Here is an 18493-nt window from a genome sequence, read left to right as displayed (position 1 = left end):
TCTCGGTTGCCAGGCATTTTGGTATTGTTCTTGTTTTCCAATCAAGCAACCACGGTTTCAGGCAAGTAGATGGTCGAGCCCTGATGTTATTCTGGCTCTTCGACCACGACTTTCCACTGTATCGGCCCTGTAAGAGTGACCGAGAGTGTGGCTTGCGTAATCCCATCAGCCATGACGGTTGTGCCCTTAGGAGTAGGTGAAGAAGATGGAGTACAAGTCATTGATGCGTGTACATTAGTCGTCGCACCCTCCTCTCCACTTCCTTCTAATGTAGCCTCAATCGAGCCGTCGCCCGCGCAGAGCGCGACGACATGAAAGCCGGTCCCAGGAGGAATGTCGATTGGAGCAAGCTTCTGACTCTCGCCTTTGCGTAGGTTCGTCGCGTCATTTGAGGTCTCGTATGCTAACTTCCAACCGGCTTGCGGAGTAATATTTGGTAGTGGTGCGATTTGTGCTGTCGATGCGAGCGTGGACATGTTGCTCTGTTCTGGAGACTGTTGCTTTGCCCGCGCGCTCGGCATGTCACACCCAACAAGTAACAGAACACAGATGAACGCTGCCAGGAAGAAAATGATAAATGCTTGTTTATGCTGTTGTTTTCGCATGAATGTCACCCTCTCTACATAATTCCCATTCACAACCAATTTGCATCCATACGTAGATAATATCTACTTGCTCATGTCCTGACAAGAAAGAAGGACTTTTCTCCTGATAACATTCGAATTGCATCAATGTAGCGTCTCCGGGCTCCAGCACTTGTATCAATTGCCGTTTAGACCGAAATATCAAGATTATGCTTCCGTATGCCCTGTGAGATATTCCACTTGTGAAGGGAGCTGTTTGCCGAGATGGCAATCGCCAAAGAATTTTAAGGGTGTAATTCAGATTTTTGCAAAAAGACAAAGATGGTACACTGAGGAGGAGACAAGCGAGAGAAAAGAGAGGAGAGGGTATGAAGCAGCAAGAGGACGATCAGCAATGGGAGCAAAGAAGCCAGCAGGTAGCCAAGAGTATGCAAGAGTGGCGGCTTGCCCATCCCCAAGCGACCTTAGCCGACATCGAGGAGGCGGTTGACCAACAGATGAACGAGCTACGAGCGAGAATGATCGAGGATCTCGCTCAAGCCAACCAAGCAGACCAAGGAACCGGTCGGAGTAAGCCGGTGGCCTGTCCAGAGTGTGGGAAACGGATGCAAGTGCGTGGCAAGCGAGAGCGCCGACTGCAAACGCAAGGAGGACAAGAAGTCACCCTGATTCGTGAGTATCAGAGCTGCCCTCATTGTGGGTACAGCTTTTTTCCCCCTCGATGAGCTCTTGGACTTGCCTCAAACAGGTTTGATGCCCCATGCCCATCAAAGCCTGGTTCGGTTGGGAGCCCGTCTTCCTTTTGAGGAAGCGGCCAGTGAACTGCATGCCTTGTTGGGGATCCAGGTCAGCGACTCGCTGGTGCGTCGGCAGACCTTACAAGCAGGAGCCAGAGTCCTGGTCATGCAAACCGAGCAAGCCAGCGCGGCCTGCGCCCTGGTCGGGGAAGGCACAGAGCCTGTGGCTTGCCGTCTGGCAATGAGTGGAGATGGAGCCATGGTTCCCCTACGAGGAGGATGTTGGGCAGAAGTCAAAACGGTGGTCATTGCAGAGGTCCTCCCTGCACACACACGCCATCAAGATGCGACGGACAAACGAACCATCAACCACTCCTGCTTTTCGCGGCTGGCAGATGCAACCACCTTTGCCGACCTGGCATCAGTGGAGATCACACGGCGAGGCATTGAGAGAGCCGCAGCGGTCTGTGCGGTGCAAGATGGAGCCGAATGGCTTCAAGGCTTTGTGGATGGGCATCGCTTCGATGCCGTGCGGATTTTAGATTTTGCCCATGCAGCCGAGTATCTGGGTCGGATCGCCGAACAAGGGGAATTGGCAGGTCAGCATGTGCCCAAAGGCTGGCTAAGAGCCATGCTTCATGAGCTCAAACATCATGGGCCAGAGCGCATCATGAAGCATATGGCGTGGTGGCAAGAACACCGCCCCTTGCCTGCGGTCAGCGATGCGGTGCGTTATTTTGGCAAGCGCCTTCCTCAGATGCAGTATCAAGAGTTCCAAACCCAAGGCTGGCCCATTGGCTCAGGCATGGTGGAAAGCGCCAACAAGCGAGTCATGCAGGCGCGGCTCAAACGAGCAGGCATGCATTGGGAGCCCGCCAACGTGAATCCTCTGCTAGCTTTACGCGATGCCCTGTGTAATCACCGCTGGGAAGAAGTCTGGGACCAGCAACATCAGCGACAAAGAGAAGAGCATCATGCCCGACGAGTGCAGCGCAGCCAGCGGCGACGAGCACAACTGGAACAGGTGCTGGAGGAACAGCTTATCGAGATCTTGCTGCTGTCGGCGCGTGGAAAGGCGAAGGCGCAACAGACTCCCCACAAAGGGAGAACCGAAGGCCAAAAGCGCTGGGGACGCATGACCTTTTCTCGCAAGGCGCTTCCAAACCGATTTGCAAAAATGTGAATCACACCCGAATTTTAAGTCTCCCTTGACAGGAGTGGTATTTCTCCTTATACTTTTTATGTAACCGCTCCCGAGAACGGTTTATGAGCTTATTTTTGAATCGTTACCATTGTATAAGGGTGCTCAAGGGACTGCCGGATTCCCCGCAAGGATGAAAAGAGGGAATTGTATGGTTGGGAAACTAACGATACAGGATATTGCCCGGCTCGCAGGTGTCTCCAAGGCCACAGTATCTCGGGTCTTGAATGCCAAACCAGATGTAGATCCTGCGACACGTGAACGAATTTTACAAATTATGCAAGAGCAGGGCTTTGTGCCCAATGTTGCGGCCTCCAGTTTGGCAGGGGGGCGTAGCCGCTTGATAGGCGTCGTAATTCCCCCTTTAACCTGGCCGTTAATTACAGAGATCTTGCGTGGGGTCTCTGAGGTTGTGGAGCAATCATCCTACGAATTGCTACTCTACAGTGTGGCTCATGATCTAGGTGATTATGAGAAAAACAAGGGCACTGTGATTGATCGCATTCTGGCTTCCCACCTCGCTTCCGGTCTTCTAGCTGTATATCCTGGCTCCTCGATTCCTCATCTGACAAAACTCTATGATCAAGGTTTTCCCGTTGTCATTATTGATGACCGCGAAACGCCAACACATGTTCCCTGGGTGAGCGCCGACAATCAAACGGGGGCTGCTGCTGCAACACGCTACTTACTCCAGTTAGGGCATCGACGCATTGCTTTTATCCAGGGGCCTCTAGAGTACGAAGTCTCGCTTAAACGGTACCAGGGGTTTTGTGAGGCACTGAAGGAAGCTGGACTGACACCCGATCCCGAACTGGTACAGCAGGGAAATTTCATGGCAAAGAGTGGGCTACCTGGCGCCAAACAATTCTTTACCATGGAGAAGCGCCCTACTGCTATTTTTGCCGGTAACGATCAGATGGCTTATGATGTGCTTGAGGATGCCGAAGCGCATGGAGTGCGGATACCGGGCGATATTTCTCTTATCGGTTTTGATGATATCCCTTCTTCTGCCTATACACGTCCAGCTCTCACAAGCGTCCGGCAGCCATTCTATGAAATGGGTCGACGTGCTACTGAATTACTTTTGTCCCAACTTGACGCGCCGCGCCCTGTCCCTACTAGCTATTATCCAGCTATTCTACCGCTTGCCATGCAAAACACTTCAGCTAACTACCTTCAATTACCAACTGAACTCATCGTGCGTGCTTCGTGTACTTCTCCCAGATAATTATGCTGATGGAGATGTAGCTCTTTGGAAATATGTGGTAGTAGATGGCTAAGGCCCAAGAGAATGACACATTCTCTTGGCTGGTCAAACTGATGAGTTACCATACACATCAGGCGCTCACTTCGACCTTTGAAAAGAGAGAAAGGTATCGATCAGCGATGATTGCTATCAAAGATAGGCAGATTCTGATAGATGGCAAGGCTCGTATGATTCTTGCGGGTGAGATCCATTACTTTCGCCTCAAACGTGAAGAGTGGCAGGATCGCATCTCGAAATTGAAGGAGGCGGGTTGCAATGCCGTGGCGTCTTATGTTCCCTGGTTGTGTCATGAGCCATTTGAGGGGCAGATTGACCTGGAGGGCAAGACGAGTCCGGAACTCGACCTTGGCGCATTCATCGATCTATGTAAGGATAACGGCCTTTATTTCTTTGTGCGTCCTGGCCCTTTCATTATGGCCGAGATGAAAAATGAGGGCCTACCTTTCTGGCTGTATACCAAACATCCGGAGATCATGCCGCCTAGTTGGGATGGTGTATCGGTCTCCACACGTACTGTTGACTACCTTGCACCTGCGTTCCTACAAGAGTCTTACCACTGGTACAGTGCTGTCATGAAGGTGATAGCGCCCCGCCTGTATACCAGAGGTGGCAATATTATTGCGGTCCAGCTTGACAACGAAGTGGGCATGCTCTCCTGGGTTACCAATAGCCCTGACCTTACTGCGAACGTGTTAGAGGATTTCGCCCGCTGGTTACATCAGCAGCACGGGCCTGCCTTGCTCAAGCAACGATATTCGTTTGATCTGGACAACGCTCTGGTGCGAGACGCTGCATTACGCTCCCCTGCAGAGGAATACGCCGCCTCGCTGCTTCATGATCTTGGCTATTATATGCGGTACCGTTTTGCCCGCTATGTATCCATCCTGCGCCGCTACGCTGAAGAATTTGGCGTCACCGATGTGCCGTTCATTATTAACGTGCATGGTACAGACGCAGGTCGGGGCCTTACCTTTCCAATTGGCATTAGCCAGCTCTATGAAGCGTATACACAGGCTCCAGGATATATCGCAGGATCGGATCACTATCTGGGAGAGTTGCAAATCAGCAACTTCCAGGATCTCTATCTCATAAACGCCTTTATGGATGCTGTCAATAGGCCGGAGCAGCCCTTAACCTCTGTGGAATTCGAGTGCGGTGATGGTGATTACGGCGGGAGTAATGGCAACCACTATGATCCTTCAACAGTTGATTTCAAGGCTCGCATGTGTGTTGCTCAGGGAAACAAACTACTTAGCTACTACCTCTTTAGTGGCGGCATAAACTCTCTCCTGCCGGAACCTGCCAATGATGGGAATAATCGCATTGCCTTTACAGGAGAGCGTCACGGCTTTGCCGCGCCAGTAAACCCTGAAGGAGAGCTGAGTTACTCATACTGGCCTCTGGCAAGGGTCAACAAAGCCATTGCGGCGGTAGCAGATAAATTGGCAATTATGCATGAAGAGCATGATCCACTGACCTTCGCTTTCATCCCTGATTATTACATGACGGAATCTAAATATCCGGCGAGTAGTAGGATGAAGGAAATCGTACAAAATCTGGAGGAGAATCGGGGAAGAGATGCCTGGGAAATGCTCGCCAAAGGTATGCTGCTGGCTGGCTATCGCTTTGGGGCTCTGGATGTGCAGAACAAGGCGCTCGATCAGTGGTCTACGCCAGTGCTTGTGGTGCCGTCAGCCCGCTATATGGACGGGGTACTTCAGCAGAAACTGGTGGATTATATGCAAGCAGGAGGCCATCTCTTACTCTATGGAGAATTGCCACTCTTTGATTTAGAAGGTCGCCCAGCAGATACGCTTTCCAGGCATCTGGGGCTGAACCCTGCTGGTTCGCGTGAGTCTACTCATCGTTACTTTCTTTCTCTGCGAGCCGAGGGCTGGGTTGCCCCGCGTCCTGAAGTACGCTCTTATCGCGCGCATTTCTATGGGGCAACTAGAGGTGAGGTGCTTGTAAGAGCTGCGGACACCAACGAGGCGTGCGGCTTTGATATCCCGCTTGGGCAAGGACGTGCTATTGTGCTCTCGGCGGCTTATCCCTGCGATGTCTCTCTCGTTCGAGCGATCCTTGAAGAACTTGGTGTACGAGCCGGGCTGAACCATCATGACAGGTCCAATGGCATTTTTATGACGACAACTGCCACTGAATCAGGAGAGCGGCTGTTGCACATCTTGAACCTGGATGGCTTCGACAAAGAAATCCATATCACAGAGAAAGAGCAGCCATTATTGGGGGGACGTTCCTTGCAGTTGCGGCGCAAAGAGGGAATGATGTTGCCGTTGAATCTATCCATTGGCGCTATGCGCATTGTCTATTCCACGGCAGAGATCTTGGGCAGGACGGAGACTGCTCTTAAGTTTCGTTTGACTCAACCACAGGACATCATAGCAATAGCTGGACCGCAAAAGGTCGCCCTAAGTCAAGATTACGATGTGGAGCTACAAGGCGGTGTGCAGATCATCACATCGCTCAAACCGGCGGTACTGAGTGATCAGCTCACGCTCTACCTGGAAGCATAGTCGTTCGTTTGCAAGCCGGTCTAACGGCTCAGAGCAGATCTTCCTCTGCTTTGAGCTAGCTTAGAAAGGAGGTAACTAGCGAAAAGCCTATTTTAACGAATCAGGCGGCAATCGGTAGAGAACAGCGCAGCCGCTGCTCTATTTTTCATGGAAAGGAAAACTGCCGCAGGTATTTATTACATACCCAAAACCAACCCAGGCTCAATTGAGCACAGTCCTTTGTCGAAGGGCTATGGATGAGTTTCAGATACAAGGTACAGTGATGGCTAAACAACGTTGTTTCCTCTCCTTCACGTCTTTACTTCTATTACTTATCGTATTCCTTGCAGGGTGTGGAGGGCCACAGAGCAACGGAAATACGAAAGCCGGTAATGGCATGATTGACACGCTCGATGGTGGCGGTTTTGGCGGAGGCGATAACCCGCAGGTCAATTACAATCCCTTTTTATCTAATGCCCTGCTTCCAGGTGTTAACTATCTCTACGAGCCATTGATGGTCGAGGATAACTATTCCTGTAAGGTACAACCCTGGCTTGCCACTGGCTTTAAGTGGCAAGATCCGGAGACGCTCATCTTTACTATCCGCCAGGGGGTAAAGTGGAGCGATGGGCAGCCTTTTGGGCCTGATGATGTGGTATTCACGTTAAATATGATGCAAAAATACCCGGCACTTGATACCCAGGGCATCTGGCAGAGCTTGAATAATGTGACGGCGCAGGGGAATCAGGTGACCCTCAAGTTCAAAGGTCCCTCGGTGCAGGTATTTGAGCGTCTCCTGCAGCAGGCTATTGTCTCCAAACATGTCTGGGAAAAGGTTTCCGACCCTGTCACATTCACCGATCCGAAGCCGGTTGTAACAGGCCCCTTTACAGTTGATAGCTTTAATCAGGAACAACTGGTCCTCAAACGCAATCCAAACTACTGGCAGGCTGATAAGATTAAGGTTGAGCATCTGGTTTTCCACAAGGCAGGCTCCATTCAGGTCGAGCAACTTAAGCTAGCCCGAGGCTCGTATGATTGGAATGCCATGTTTGTTCCCAATGTTCAGCAAGCCTATATTGCCCGCGATCCGAAGCATAATCACTACTGGTTCCCGGCGGGTGGCGAGATCTCGCTGGGTATGAACCTGACCAAAGCGCCGTTTAACGATCTCGCCTTCCGTCAGGCTATGGCATATGCGATCAACCGCCAGGAAATCTCCAAAAAGGCCGAATTCGGTTACGTTCAGCCAGCCAGTCAGACGGGGCTCTCAGTCCCTGGTCAGTCTAGCTTCATCCCTTCCGATATCCCAAACATGGGAATTTTCCCCTTTGATCAGCAGAAGGCTCTCAACATTCTTACCCAGGCTGGCTATACCAAGAATGCCAACAACAAAATTCTAGGGAAAGACGGCAAGCCAATTACGATCACCTTCCTGGTACAGAACGGTTGGACTGACTGGATTCAGGCTGCCCAGGTTATTCAGGCTAACTTGAATGCGTTGGGGCTGACGGTGAATGTGCAAACGCCATCACCTGAGATCATTGAATCACGTCGTAAAGCTGCCGACTACGATATGCTGTTCAGCGTACACGGTGGCTCTTGCAACATGTATGATACCTATAATTACCTCAATAGCCGGGTAGATCCAAGTGTAAACTACCTTCACTTTAAAGACCCTGCAGTTGATAAAATGCTTGACCAACTTCAGCAGGCCTTAACAGTTGATGAGCAGAAGAAGGCTGTGTCTCAACTGGCTGAGTATAGTTATCAGAATTTCCCAGATGTTCCTCTCTGGTATGGTGCCCATTGGTTCGAGTACAGTACCAAGAGGGCTGTGGGCTGGCCCGATGCGAACAATCCGTATTGTCAGCCGGGCGACATCTTGCTCGTCATTACTCATTTGAAGCAGAGTCTGGAATAGTAGTTGCGCAGGCAGTTTCTAGGAGGGAGTGCGTCACTTTGCGCTCCCTCCCCTCTTTCATTTTTGTGTGACTTGCAGGGTAACGAATAATTCCTGCTCTACTATCTGGGAGAACCTGCTATGCGTTACTACATTCGACGTTTCCTGTTTTTTCTTCTGACATTATGGACAGCAGTGACATTAAACTTCATTATTCCTCGCCTGCAACCGGGAGATCCTGCGGAGGATATTGTTCGGAAACTTGCTGGTCAGAACAAGGCGATTGATCCAGCACAGGTGCGTGCCATTCGCCTAATGCTAGGCATACGGGGCGATAGCATATTTCAACAATATATTGATTATCTTGGATCACTGGTTCATGGGCAGTTTGGAATTTCTTACACTTATTTTCCCTACTCGGTACTTTCATTGATTGGGCAGTCGATCTTGTGGACCGTGGGCCTCGTGTTGACGACCAATATTATCGGCTTCATTATTGGAAACATCCTGGGTGCTTTCGCAGCCTGGAAGCGCAACACTCCATTTGACTCAGTTGTGAGTGTTGGCTTGAACTTTCTTGGCACACTGCCATATATGTGGATTGCCTTGATCTTATTATCCGTCTTTGCCTTTCAGCTTCAGTGGCTGCCGATAGGAGGTGGTTTCAGTGAGAACTCGACGCGTCAACTGAGCTGGGAATATGCGTGGGACATCGTGGTGCATGCCACGCTGCCTGCGATCTCGCTGCTTATCACCGGGCCTATTGGCTGGGTTATGGGTATGCGCAATAATATGGTTCAGACCTTGCGCGAGGATTACACTCGCCTGGCTATTGCGAAAGGACTGAAGCCCTGGAAAGTAGCCCTACTTTATAGTGCTCGCAACGCGATTCTGCCCAACGTCACTGGCCTGGCTATGTCGCTGGGAGGTCTTCTCGGTGGCGTGGTCCTGGTGGAAGCCGTATTTGATTATCCGGGCATGGGTCGACTCTTTTTCACTGCTATTGGCAATCGTGATTATCCGTTGATGCAAACCATTTTTCTCTTCTCTGTTGTAGCCGTGCTATTAGCTAATTTACTGGCGGATTTTGTTGTTGGCTGGCTTGACCCACGAGTGCGTAAGGGGGAACAGTAATATGGAATCGCAAGAGTATAAAGGCACAGAATTACCAAAGCAAGAGGGACTCCTACTCGCACAAGAGGGAAGCTCTACGGCTCCAGATGGCGGCCCTGAGCCGAATGAAACCGCATCCCAAACGACCAGGGGACGGTACCATATGCCGGAATGGTTTGATATTCTCTGGAGTAACCGTAAGGCCCGCATTGGGCTGATTCTGCTCGTTTTTTTTATCCTCGTCGCTATCTTCGCGGCCCAACTCGCTCCCTATAATCCCAGCGATATTAGCTTTGGCCCCTCTGAATTGCCCAGCTCACAACATTGGTTGGGGACAACTCAGGCTGGTCAGGATGTGTTCTCACAACTGGTTTATGGTACACGCACATCGTTGCTCGTGGGAGCGCTTGGAGGGGGACTTTCGACGCTGATTGCTCTGGTCATTGGTATGGTGGCTGGCTATATGGGTGGGATTGTGGACGAAATTCTTTCATTTTTCATCAATCTTGGGCTAGTCGTACCAGTTCTGCCTTTAATGGTCATGCTGGCTGCTTACTCGCCAGTGAAAGGCCCAGGAGTCATTATCCTGGTGATTGGGCTTACTAGCTGGGCCTGGGGGGCCCGCTTCAAACGTTCGCAGGTGCTGACACTGCGTGTACGTGACTACATTACCTCGGCTCAGTTCGCTGGAGACAGTACTATTCGTATTATCTTCCGCGAAATTATGCCGAACATGCTTTCGCTGGTTGTCCTTAGCTACATTAATGCGGCAATGGGAGCAATTGGCGCGGAAGCTGGACTGGAATTTCTGGGTGTAGGAGATCCAAGCACGATAAGTTGGGGTATGATGCTGTACTGGGCTGATAATGGAGGGGCGCTCGTCACTGGTCAGTGGGCCTGGTTGGTGGCACCTGGCTTGGCACTTGCTGCCATTACTAGTTGCCTGATGTTGATTAATTTTGGTGTTGACGCGCTGAGCAATCCGCAACTGCGAGAGGAGTAGAAACATGGCACTACTTGAGGTTGAGAACCTTGATGTTACCTATGCCACCACCAAGCGTCCACCTCTATTCGCGGTGCGCAACGTCAATTTTACAATTCATGCTGGGGAGTTTGTTGGTCTGGTTGGAGAATCGGGGAGTGGGAAATCGACATTGGGCAATGCCATTTTGAAGCTGCTGCTACCACCTGGTCGCATAACGGCAGGCCATGTGCGTTTCGAAGGTAAGGATTTGACAAGCATGCCCGATGAAAAATTGCGCCAGATGCGCTGGCGTGATTTCTCTACAGTTTTTCAGAGCAGCATGAACTCTTTGAATCCCGTCACCAGGATTGAGGCACAATTTCGGGATGTGATGGCGGAAAAATCGAATCTGAGCAAACAACAAACCCGTGAACGGATTGCTGAGCTGCTGCAAATGGTCAAGATTGATCCATCGTTCATGCGCTTTTATCCACACGAACTCTCTGGTGGCATGAAACAGCGGGTTGCTCTGGCGTTGGCGTTGGCCCTGAACCCGAAATTTGTGCTTTTGGATGAGCCAACAACTGGCCTGGATGTCCTGGTCCAGAAGGAAATCATGCAGAATCTACGTGCTTTGCAGCGTCAGCTTGGCTTTGCTGTGTTGCTCATCAGCCACGACCTGGGTACCGTACTGGAAGTATCAGATCGCGTACTGGTCATGTACGCAGGTGAAGTTGTCGAGGATGCACCCAAGGATGAGATGTTGAAGCATGCTATTCATCCATATACGCATGGTTTGCTTGGCTCATATGCCGATCCGGCTGCTGAGCAGGTAGCGATTAGCTATATTCCTGGTAGATCCCCTGATCTGACCAGAATACCACAGGCCTGTCCCTACGCTCCCCGTTGTCCCGAAGCGATTGATATCTGTCGTCAGGTGAAGCCTCCTCTGGTGCCAATGTGGGGAGGGAAAGGTGCATGTTATATAGCCAAGGACCAATGGGAAGCCAGCCAGCAAACACGCAGCAGACATTTGGAAGAGGGGCCCAAGCTACTTGATGCGGCATTCTCCGAAGCATCCTCACACAAGGCGCTGAAGTTGGAAGATGAGGAAGTGTTGCGAGTAGAGCATGTCAGTAAAATATATCAACGCCGTACAGGACTGAAGAGCACATCTGTCGTGGCGGTGAATGACGTGTCGTTTAGCCTTCGGTCTGGTCGGGTGGTTGGACTGGTGGGCCAGAGTGGCAGCGGAAAAACGACGATTGCTCGTTTGATTACAGGAACTGAAGCCCCCAGTAGTGGAGTCATCCAATTCGGGGAGACTCAGGTGAATCGATTGCGAGGTGGGGAACTCCGTAACTACCGGAAGCATGTGCAATATGTTTTCCAGGACCCTTTTTCCGCCTTGAATCCGGTCCATCCCATTCAATACTTGCTTATGCGTCCTCTCATCAATTACGAACGGCTGAACGCGTCGCAAGCTCGCCAACGGGTGCGCGAATTACTGGAGACGGTTGGTCTCTCGCCCGCCGAGCAGTTTGAGAATAAATTGCCTCACCAGTTATCAGGAGGGCAACGCCAGCGTGTTGTCGTGGCTCGCGCGCTAGCTCCTGACCCGGATATCATTGTGGCAGATGAACCAATCTCGATGTTGGATGTCTCAATACGAGCCGAAATCTTGCAACTGCTTGATAAGCTTATCCGTGAGCGCCGAATTGCCATGCTCTATATCACACATGACCTGCTGAGTGCCCGTCTTCTTTCGGACGAGATTCTGGTCCTCAATCATGGTCAGGTGGTAGAACAAGGAGTGGCTACGAAAGTGATCCGGCAGCCGTCCGATGAGTATACACGCCAGCTCCTGGAAGCAATACCTCAAACCACAAGAAGGTGAAGGTGATGCAAGCGTGGTTTGAGGTGGATTCCTGCTCCACTTGCTTGCTGTGTAACGATAGCATGCTGCTGTCATGTTAAGGAAATGTGCAGTAGCAGAATACAGATGTTTTCAATGAGGAGAGCCAGAAACGAGATGATCCAGACGCTGATCTTTGGCTGACTAAGCCATTCCAAAGCCAACCTGGGGATGTTCACGTCTTGGAGGTAAGCCATGAATCAGAATGTCTGAGGAGTTATGCTAGCCATTTTCGTTCCTGTTGACAATCTGTCCCTCTCTCATTATTCTTGAATAGTAAACGTTTTCATTAAATATGAAATATTAGCCATGAATTTGATATGCCTGTTTTTGAGTGGTGCTACGCTCTCATATATGTACTGTGAATATGCTGTGGTGATTCATAGTACATTTACAGTACGTCCACTCGGCATTTTTGTGATAGGCCTGGCATTTAGGAGAAAGGACTTTTTACGAATGAAGCCAATTGAGTCCAAGTTTGCTGCGCAACTCTATACTGTGCGTGAAGAATTAAAAACAGATTTTCCCAATGTTCTGAGGGAATTAAAAAAGATGGGATGGGCGGGTGTACAGATTTCTGGGCTGCATGGATATGATCCGAAGGAGATTGCCAGCGTTTTAGATGAAACTGGATTAGGCACAGCTGGAATGCACATTCCGCTCCAAAGGCTCACGGATGATTTGGAGCAGGTCCTCGAAGAATCTCGTCTATTTCATACCTGTGACATCATTTGCCCTTATCTACCGCAAGAGTATCAGAACGCCGAAGGATACACATTGGTTCGACAGAGTCTCAATGAGGTTGCTCGGAAAGTTGCAGATCAAAACGTCCGTATAAGTTATCACAACCACAACTTCGAATTTAAGACGCTTATTAATGGAAAATCGGCTCTTGAATATCTCTTGGAACCATCTGAAACAAATGCAATTCTAGCAGAAGTTGATGTCTACTGGGTGAAAAAAGGTGGAAAAGACCCCGTTTCATTTATCAGACTATACGCCAACAGAATGCCAATCATCCACTTAAAAGATATGACTGCAGATGAAAGAGAGACATTTGCTGAAGTGGGCACAGGAAATATCGATTTCACTGCAATACTTCGCTGGGGCGAACTATCTGGTGTGGAATGGTATGCAGTTGAGCAAGATGTCTGTCCGGGCAATCCTATGGATAGTTTGCAGATTAGCCTGGACAACTTACGCAAACTGGTTCTATCATTAGCGTGATGTCTATTGGAGAATGCGTTAATATCAGGTAATGTGAGTTCATCTCCCGCCTGTTGGCAGTAGTGGTCAAAGGCTTACGCTAAAATTTTCTGGATTTGCTAGGAAAGATTACTGCTGCCCAGGTGTGTAAATCGAGCAACGCTTCTTTTATTTGTTGCGCAGCATCTCCCATGCTAAAGACGGACAAGATTGAGCGCTTGCCAACCATTGGCCTCATCTAGTTTTTCCTGAGCGGTGTGTTCCCCGTAGCGTTCAATGCACCCCCCGATCCAAGAGATGCTTGTTTCTGCCATGCCTGTATCTGTTTGTCTCTGCAATAGCAGTGTACAGTAGGGCTATTAAGTCAAATTTAACAAAATATTACGTTGAGGTAAACTTTTCGTGAAGGAAAAATCTCATGTAGACTCTATGTCTAAAATAACTATAAGTCGCTCATAGAATATAGAAGAGACTACTATTGTACAAAACATATACCCGACTATATACTCGGCTTGGGTGTCAACGCAGACCGCCCTGCTTGTCTTCGCTGATATTTTCCTCTCTGCAACCTCTGCCTGCCTGTATCTACCATATCCTTTAGTTTGTATGCACCCACTTCAGAGACCCTCTGTCGTTATCGTGTCTGAGTGACACGTAATCGTCTTGCTGTCTATCTGTGGGGCATACGGAGGGAAGCTTTCATGACGAACCCAGAACTCTTTGGTAGCATGGTAGATGCTGATAGCCATCGCACTCGTCGTTTATTTCTCAAACAGGCTGGTCTGCTTGGTGTCTCGGCCGTCTCTTTTTCCGCATTCTTAGCTGCTTGCGGCAATAGTTCCGCGTCCACTTCGGTTGCTTCTGACCTTACTGGCCCAATTGATATGCAGACTTTGATTGACAAGGCTAAGAAGGAAGGGAAACTCGAAGCCATTGGTATTCCGCCAGAGTGGGCAAATTACAAGGAAACGTTAGAGACGTACACATCAAAGTATGTCAAAGTTCAGTATCAGGCCGAAGCAGAGTTCTCATCAGCTCAGGAACTTGAGGTCTTTAGCAAGTCAAAATTGCATGCTCACGGCGATATTGGTGATGTCGGTTTCAAATTTGGACCTCAGGCCGTACAGCAAGGTCTTGTTACACCTTACAAACATTCGAAGTGGGATGATATTCCCGCAGAACTGAAGGATCCTAAAGGGTACTGGTGTACTGAATATTGGGGTGCGCAGGCCTTCGTCATAAATACCGATCTGGTCAAACAAGTCCCAACATCCTTTAAGGAGCTGCTTGAAGGCGATTACAAAAACATGGTTGGTATCGATGGTGATCCGCGCGAAGCCAACGACGCTTTTATGGCTGTGTATACTGCTGCCCTGGCAACGAGTGGTAGCCTCAACAGCATTCAGCCTGGCATCGACTTCTTTGCCCAGTTGAAGAAGAAAGGCAACTTCACTGTCGCACGCTCTAGCATCGCCAATGTAACGAAGGGCGAAGTCGCCATTGCAGTGATGTGGGACTATCTGGGGCTGAGCTTCCGGGATCAGCTCAAAGGCAAGCCAAATCTGAAGGTCATTATTCCTTCTGATGCCTCCATCGCCGGACCCTATGTTTCAATTGTCAATAAAACCGCGCCAGATCCGTATGCTGCTCGCCTGTGGATGGAATACATCTTCTCTGATGAAGGTCAATTAAATTATTTGAAGGGTTATGCCCATCCTGCTCGCTATGACAGCTTAGTGAAGGCTGGAAAGGTTCCAGCTGATCTTGCAGCTAAGCTTCCTCCCGCAGAACAGTACACTAACGTCAAATTTGTTACTGACCTCAAACAGCTTGATGCCGCCGCAACAGCTCTTAACAATAACTGGCAACCACAGGTGCTTGGTCAATAAGAGACTGTTCAGCGTCACTTGAATGCTTGCTTCATAAAAGCTTCTCCGATGTGGGCGTGAGGAATCTCTACTTGCGCCCACTCGTTCTCTATTGAAAAGGTTGTGCGATGGAAGTACCAGCCGTCAAAAATACAGCCTCAACCAAGGCTGTGCCTGCGACTACAAGTGAGCGCCGTCCTCGTGTTCGTTGGGGATACTCGATTGCCAGTTGGTTGGGGTTAGCGCCTTTCTTCTTGTTCTGCCTCTTGTTTGAGATATTACCTACTATCATCCTCATTCAGAGTAGCTTCACAGATGATCAAGGAGAGGCGACGCTTAGCAACTATCAACAAATTCTTACGCAGCCCAGTATGCTCCGTGCTTTTCAGACGAGTATCTGGCTCTCTTTCGTATCCGCGATCATTAGTGTGATCATCGGCTTTTTTGCCGCCTATGGTGTCTATACTATGCGTGCAAATTGGTTGCGTAACTTCTTGACTGGTTTCTCTAGCCTGGCCGCTAATTTCTCTGGTGTTCCATTGGCCTTTGCGTTTGTCTCTACGCTTGGGGTAACGGGATTTGTCACAGTGCTCTTCCGCACCTGGTTCCATGTGAACCTGTATGATCTAGGTTTTAATCTGTATAACTTCTGGGGCCTGGTACTTGCGTATGTGTACTTTGAATTGCCACTCATGATTCTGGTCACCGTTCCCGCTCTCGATGCGCTTCGACCTGCATGGCGAGAAGCTGCGACGAACCTGGGTGCCTCCGGTTTTACCTACTGGCGCAAAGTCGCGCTTCCTATCCTGTTTCCTTCCCTTATCGCGGCAACTATGCTGCTCTTCGCGAATGCCTTTGGTGCTTTCGCAACGGCTTATGCGTTGGCTCAGGGCAACATCAATCTCGTCCCGATTCTCATCAGTTTCGCGGTCGCAGGCAATGTCAGTGTCAATATTGGACTGGGAAATGCGCTTGCAGTTGGCATGATTCTTGTCCTTTTTATCACTGTTTCGCTCTATATTTTTATGCTGCGTCGTGCCAGCGTCTGGCAGGGAAAGTAAGGGAAGTGTATGCAACAACAGACCACACGTTTTACTTTCGGGCTGGATAAATTCATTCTCTTGCTCGTGGTCCTCTATCTGGTAATTCCGTTGGGAGCCACCCTAGTCTTCGGTCTTTCTAACGGCTCAAATCTCAATCTAGGCGTGTTCGCCCAGATCATAAGTGATAGCGATTTCTCGCAGACCTTATTGCTCTCTCTCGGGCTTGCCATTGCCTCTACCATTGTCGCGATCGTACTGATAACGCCAACAGTCTACTGGGTCCAGCTTCGTCTTCCACAGGTACGTCCAGTGCTGGAGTTTCTTTCTCTCTTGCCATTTGCGGTTCCGCCCATCGTTCTCTCGCTTGGCTATCTTGAGGTGTTTGGCAACGACCATCTATGGATAGATGTGCTTTCACTGGGGCTTGTGCCACTGTTAAGCAGTGAGCCTTTTGTAATCGTGAATACGCCACAGTTGCTGATCTGCGCCTACGTAATTATTGCCCTGCCCTTCATTTATCGTCCCATTGACAACAGTTTACGGGCGCTCAATACGCGGGTACTCACAGAGGCAGCTTCTAGCCTGGGTTGTGGTTGGTGGCGCACCTTCCTCACCATCATTTTGCCTAATATCTGGCCTGGAGTCATCAGTGCCGCATTGTTGACCTTCTCAACGGCGATGGGCGAATTCACCATTGCTGTCCTATCCGGAATTTACACCTTCCCGGTCTATCTGAATCAAGTTGGGCAAGGGGATGCCCACAAAGCGGCGTCACTGACCATTATGAGCTTTATCATCACGCTCATTTGTGTTCTGAGTATCATTTTGCTCACGCGTTTTCAGGAACCTCGTCGGTCCCCAAAGGCATAGTTTCTGACAGCTACCCCCATATTCCTCGATTGAAAAGATGATAAAAAGTGGAATATGTACTGAATGTGTCGCTGGGTTCTGTAGAAGGGGAATCTCTGGCTTAAGGTGAGGTCTTCAGATACACAGTTGCAGAGAAAATAAGGAGTGATCCATGGCATTTCTAGAATTGACGAATATATCAAAGCACTTTGGCCGCTCAACTGCGGTGAACGATATTACGCTCTCAATCAATCAAGGCGAGTTTCTGACTCTGCTTGGACCGAGTGGCTGTGGTAAAACAACTATTTTGCGCATGATTGCAGGTTTTGAGACACCAACTATCGGTAATATTCTACTTGATGGCGAAGATATTACCTATCGAGCCGCCAATAAGAGACCGATGGGCATGGTATTTCAATCGTATGCACTCTTTCCGCATATGACTGCCGAACAGAACATTGCCTTTGGCATGAACATTCAACGTCAGCCAAAGGACTATATCAAGCGGCGCTGTGCCGAACTGCTCGAACTCGTGGGGCTTGCCGAGATGGGGCGTCGTTATCCTCATCAGCTTTCAGGGGGACAGCAACAGCGTATCGCGCTTGCGCGCGCCCTGGCTGTCGAACCAAAGGTATTGCTCCTCGATGAGCCTCTCTCCGCCCTCGATGCCAAAGTGCGAATTTCATTACGAAATGAAATTCGTCGTATTCAGCAACAGCTTAAGATGACTGCAATTTATGTCACCCATGATCAGGAAGAGGCGCTCTCGCTTTCGGACCGTATCGCGGTGATGGCAAAAGGGAAAGTTGAGCAATTAGACGCTCCCGAAAACATCTATAGCCACCCGCAGACTGCTTTTGCAGCCACTTTTGTAGGGAACAGCAATCAGTTTAGAGGAGTTGTGGAATCGGCTGTCGATGGCCTATGCCGGGTTGGTGAGCAGGCGCTCCGAGTCTCCCCGCTGACACAGCTTCATAGCAATGATAATGTGTTGATCGTCGTTCGCCCCGAAGATATCACGTTGCAATCTGAGCATACTCAAGATAACGGCAACTCCCTTTCTGGTACCATCGAACTGCGAACATTTCTAGGACCATTTACGCGCCTGCATGTTCGTATCGATGCTGATACGACAGTTATTGCTGATATCCCCAATCAACAGGCCGCAACTTACACAATAGGCATGCCAGTGTTTCTGGCATTTGCGCCCCAGGCATGCAAAGTGTTACCACTTGCTTCCACCGATGCGGAACTGGTTCATCTCGCAGCAGAAGCAGTATAAGCGCGATTGTTTAGAACAACAAAGACAGATTACCGAGATGAGGTACCT

General features: G+C 49.7%; 14 protein-coding genes. 13 read left to right on the top strand and 1 reads right to left on the bottom strand.

From position 1 onward, the window contains the following. Positions 1–86 precede the first annotated feature (86 nt). On the bottom strand, positions 87–605 hold the full coding sequence (locus K3T82_RS20305) for a hypothetical protein (RefSeq protein WP_220195372.1): 519 nt from the start codon (positions 603–605) through the stop codon (positions 87–89). Positions 606–952: 347 nt separating this feature from the next. Between K3T82_RS20305 and K3T82_RS20300 the strand changes: the two genes are divergently transcribed. From K3T82_RS20300 to K3T82_RS20240, 13 genes are all read left to right on the top strand, one after another. Beyond that, on the top strand, positions 953–1309 hold the full coding sequence (locus K3T82_RS20300) for a hypothetical protein (RefSeq protein ID WP_220194323.1): 357 nt from the start codon (positions 953–955) through the stop codon (positions 1307–1309). A gap of 10 nt (positions 1310–1319) precedes the next feature. Beyond that, a complete protein-coding gene (locus tag K3T82_RS20295) occupies positions 1320–2504 on the top strand; it encodes an ISKra4 family transposase (protein WP_220194322.1) in 1185 nt (394 codons plus the stop codon). A 169-nt stretch (positions 2505–2673) separates the two neighbouring features. Beyond that, a complete protein-coding gene (locus K3T82_RS20290; protein ID WP_220195371.1) occupies positions 2674–3750 on the top strand; it encodes a LacI family DNA-binding transcriptional regulator in 1077 nt (358 codons plus the stop codon). A 158-nt stretch (positions 3751–3908) separates the two neighbouring features. Beyond that, positions 3909–6323 (top strand): beta-galactosidase, encoded by a 2415-nt coding sequence (locus tag K3T82_RS20285; RefSeq protein WP_220195370.1) that lies wholly within the window; start codon positions 3909–3911, stop codon positions 6321–6323. Positions 6324–6585: 262 nt separating this feature from the next. Next, entirely contained in the window at positions 6586–8226 is a 1641-nt protein-coding gene (locus tag K3T82_RS20280) for an ABC transporter substrate-binding protein (protein WP_220195369.1), read from the top strand. Positions 8227–8346: 120 nt separating this feature from the next. Next, the gene (locus tag K3T82_RS20275; RefSeq protein ID WP_220195368.1) at positions 8347–9339 is read left to right on the top strand and encodes an ABC transporter permease; all 993 of its coding nucleotides are present in this window, start codon (positions 8347–8349) and stop codon (positions 9337–9339) included. A 1-nt stretch (position 9340) separates the two neighbouring features. Beyond that, complete coding sequence (locus K3T82_RS20270) at positions 9341–10321, top strand: ABC transporter permease (protein WP_220195367.1); 981 nt, start codon at positions 9341–9343, stop codon at positions 10319–10321. Positions 10322–10325: 4 nt separating this feature from the next. Then, entirely contained in the window at positions 10326–12179 is a 1854-nt protein-coding gene (locus tag K3T82_RS20265; RefSeq protein ID WP_220195366.1) for an ABC transporter ATP-binding protein, read from the top strand. A 474-nt stretch (positions 12180–12653) separates the two neighbouring features. Further along, complete coding sequence (locus tag K3T82_RS20260) at positions 12654–13424, top strand: sugar phosphate isomerase/epimerase family protein (RefSeq protein WP_220195365.1); 771 nt, start codon at positions 12654–12656, stop codon at positions 13422–13424. Positions 13425–14104: 680 nt separating this feature from the next. Then, a complete protein-coding gene (locus K3T82_RS20255; protein ID WP_220195364.1) occupies positions 14105–15292 on the top strand; it encodes an extracellular solute-binding protein in 1188 nt (395 codons plus the stop codon). Positions 15293–15399: 107 nt separating this feature from the next. Beyond that, positions 15400–16332 (top strand): ABC transporter permease, encoded by a 933-nt coding sequence (locus K3T82_RS20250; protein WP_220195363.1) that lies wholly within the window; start codon positions 15400–15402, stop codon positions 16330–16332. A gap of 9 nt (positions 16333–16341) precedes the next feature. Further along, entirely contained in the window at positions 16342–17184 is an 843-nt protein-coding gene (locus K3T82_RS20245; protein WP_220195362.1) for an ABC transporter permease, read from the top strand. Between the two features lie 151 nt (positions 17185–17335). Continuing rightward, the gene (locus tag K3T82_RS20240; protein ID WP_220195361.1) at positions 17336–18445 is read left to right on the top strand and encodes an ABC transporter ATP-binding protein; all 1110 of its coding nucleotides are present in this window, start codon (positions 17336–17338) and stop codon (positions 18443–18445) included. The last annotated feature ends 48 nt before the right edge of the window (positions 18446–18493 follow it).

The organism is Ktedonospora formicarum (assembly GCF_016587355.1).
In the GTDB taxonomy this organism is placed as follows: Bacteria; Chloroflexota; Ktedonobacteria; order Ktedonobacterales; family Ktedonobacteraceae; genus Ktedonobacter; species Ktedonobacter formicarum.
The sequence above is the reverse complement of the archived record's forward strand: the minus strand, read 5'-3'. Positions and strand labels throughout refer to the sequence as shown.

Bases quoted from the DNA above. Each gene is read 5' to 3' on its own strand.
- K3T82_RS20305 (WP_220195372.1), bottom strand. From the start codon at position 605: ATGCGAAAACAACAGCATAAACAAGCATTTATCATTTTCTTCCTGGCA.
- K3T82_RS20300 (WP_220194323.1), top strand. From the start codon at position 953: ATGAAGCAGCAAGAGGACGATCAGCAATGGGAGCAAAGAAGCCAGCAG.
- K3T82_RS20290 (WP_220195371.1), top strand. From the start codon at position 2,674: ATGGTTGGGAAACTAACGATACAGGATATTGCCCGGCTCGCAGGTGTC.
- K3T82_RS20285 (WP_220195370.1), top strand. From the start codon at position 3,909: ATGATTGCTATCAAAGATAGGCAGATTCTGATAGATGGCAAGGCTCGT.
- K3T82_RS20280 (WP_220195369.1), top strand. From the start codon at position 6,586: ATGGCTAAACAACGTTGTTTCCTCTCCTTCACGTCTTTACTTCTATTA.
- K3T82_RS20275 (WP_220195368.1), top strand. From the start codon at position 8,347: ATGCGTTACTACATTCGACGTTTCCTGTTTTTTCTTCTGACATTATGG.
- K3T82_RS20270 (WP_220195367.1), top strand. From the start codon at position 9,341: ATGGAATCGCAAGAGTATAAAGGCACAGAATTACCAAAGCAAGAGGGA.
- K3T82_RS20265 (WP_220195366.1), top strand. From the start codon at position 10,326: ATGGCACTACTTGAGGTTGAGAACCTTGATGTTACCTATGCCACCACC.
- K3T82_RS20260 (WP_220195365.1), top strand. From the start codon at position 12,654: ATGAAGCCAATTGAGTCCAAGTTTGCTGCGCAACTCTATACTGTGCGT.
- K3T82_RS20255 (WP_220195364.1), top strand. From the start codon at position 14,105: ATGACGAACCCAGAACTCTTTGGTAGCATGGTAGATGCTGATAGCCAT.
- K3T82_RS20250 (WP_220195363.1), top strand. From the start codon at position 15,400: ATGGAAGTACCAGCCGTCAAAAATACAGCCTCAACCAAGGCTGTGCCT.
- K3T82_RS20245 (WP_220195362.1), top strand. From the start codon at position 16,342: ATGCAACAACAGACCACACGTTTTACTTTCGGGCTGGATAAATTCATT.
- K3T82_RS20240 (WP_220195361.1), top strand. From the start codon at position 17,336: ATGGCATTTCTAGAATTGACGAATATATCAAAGCACTTTGGCCGCTCA.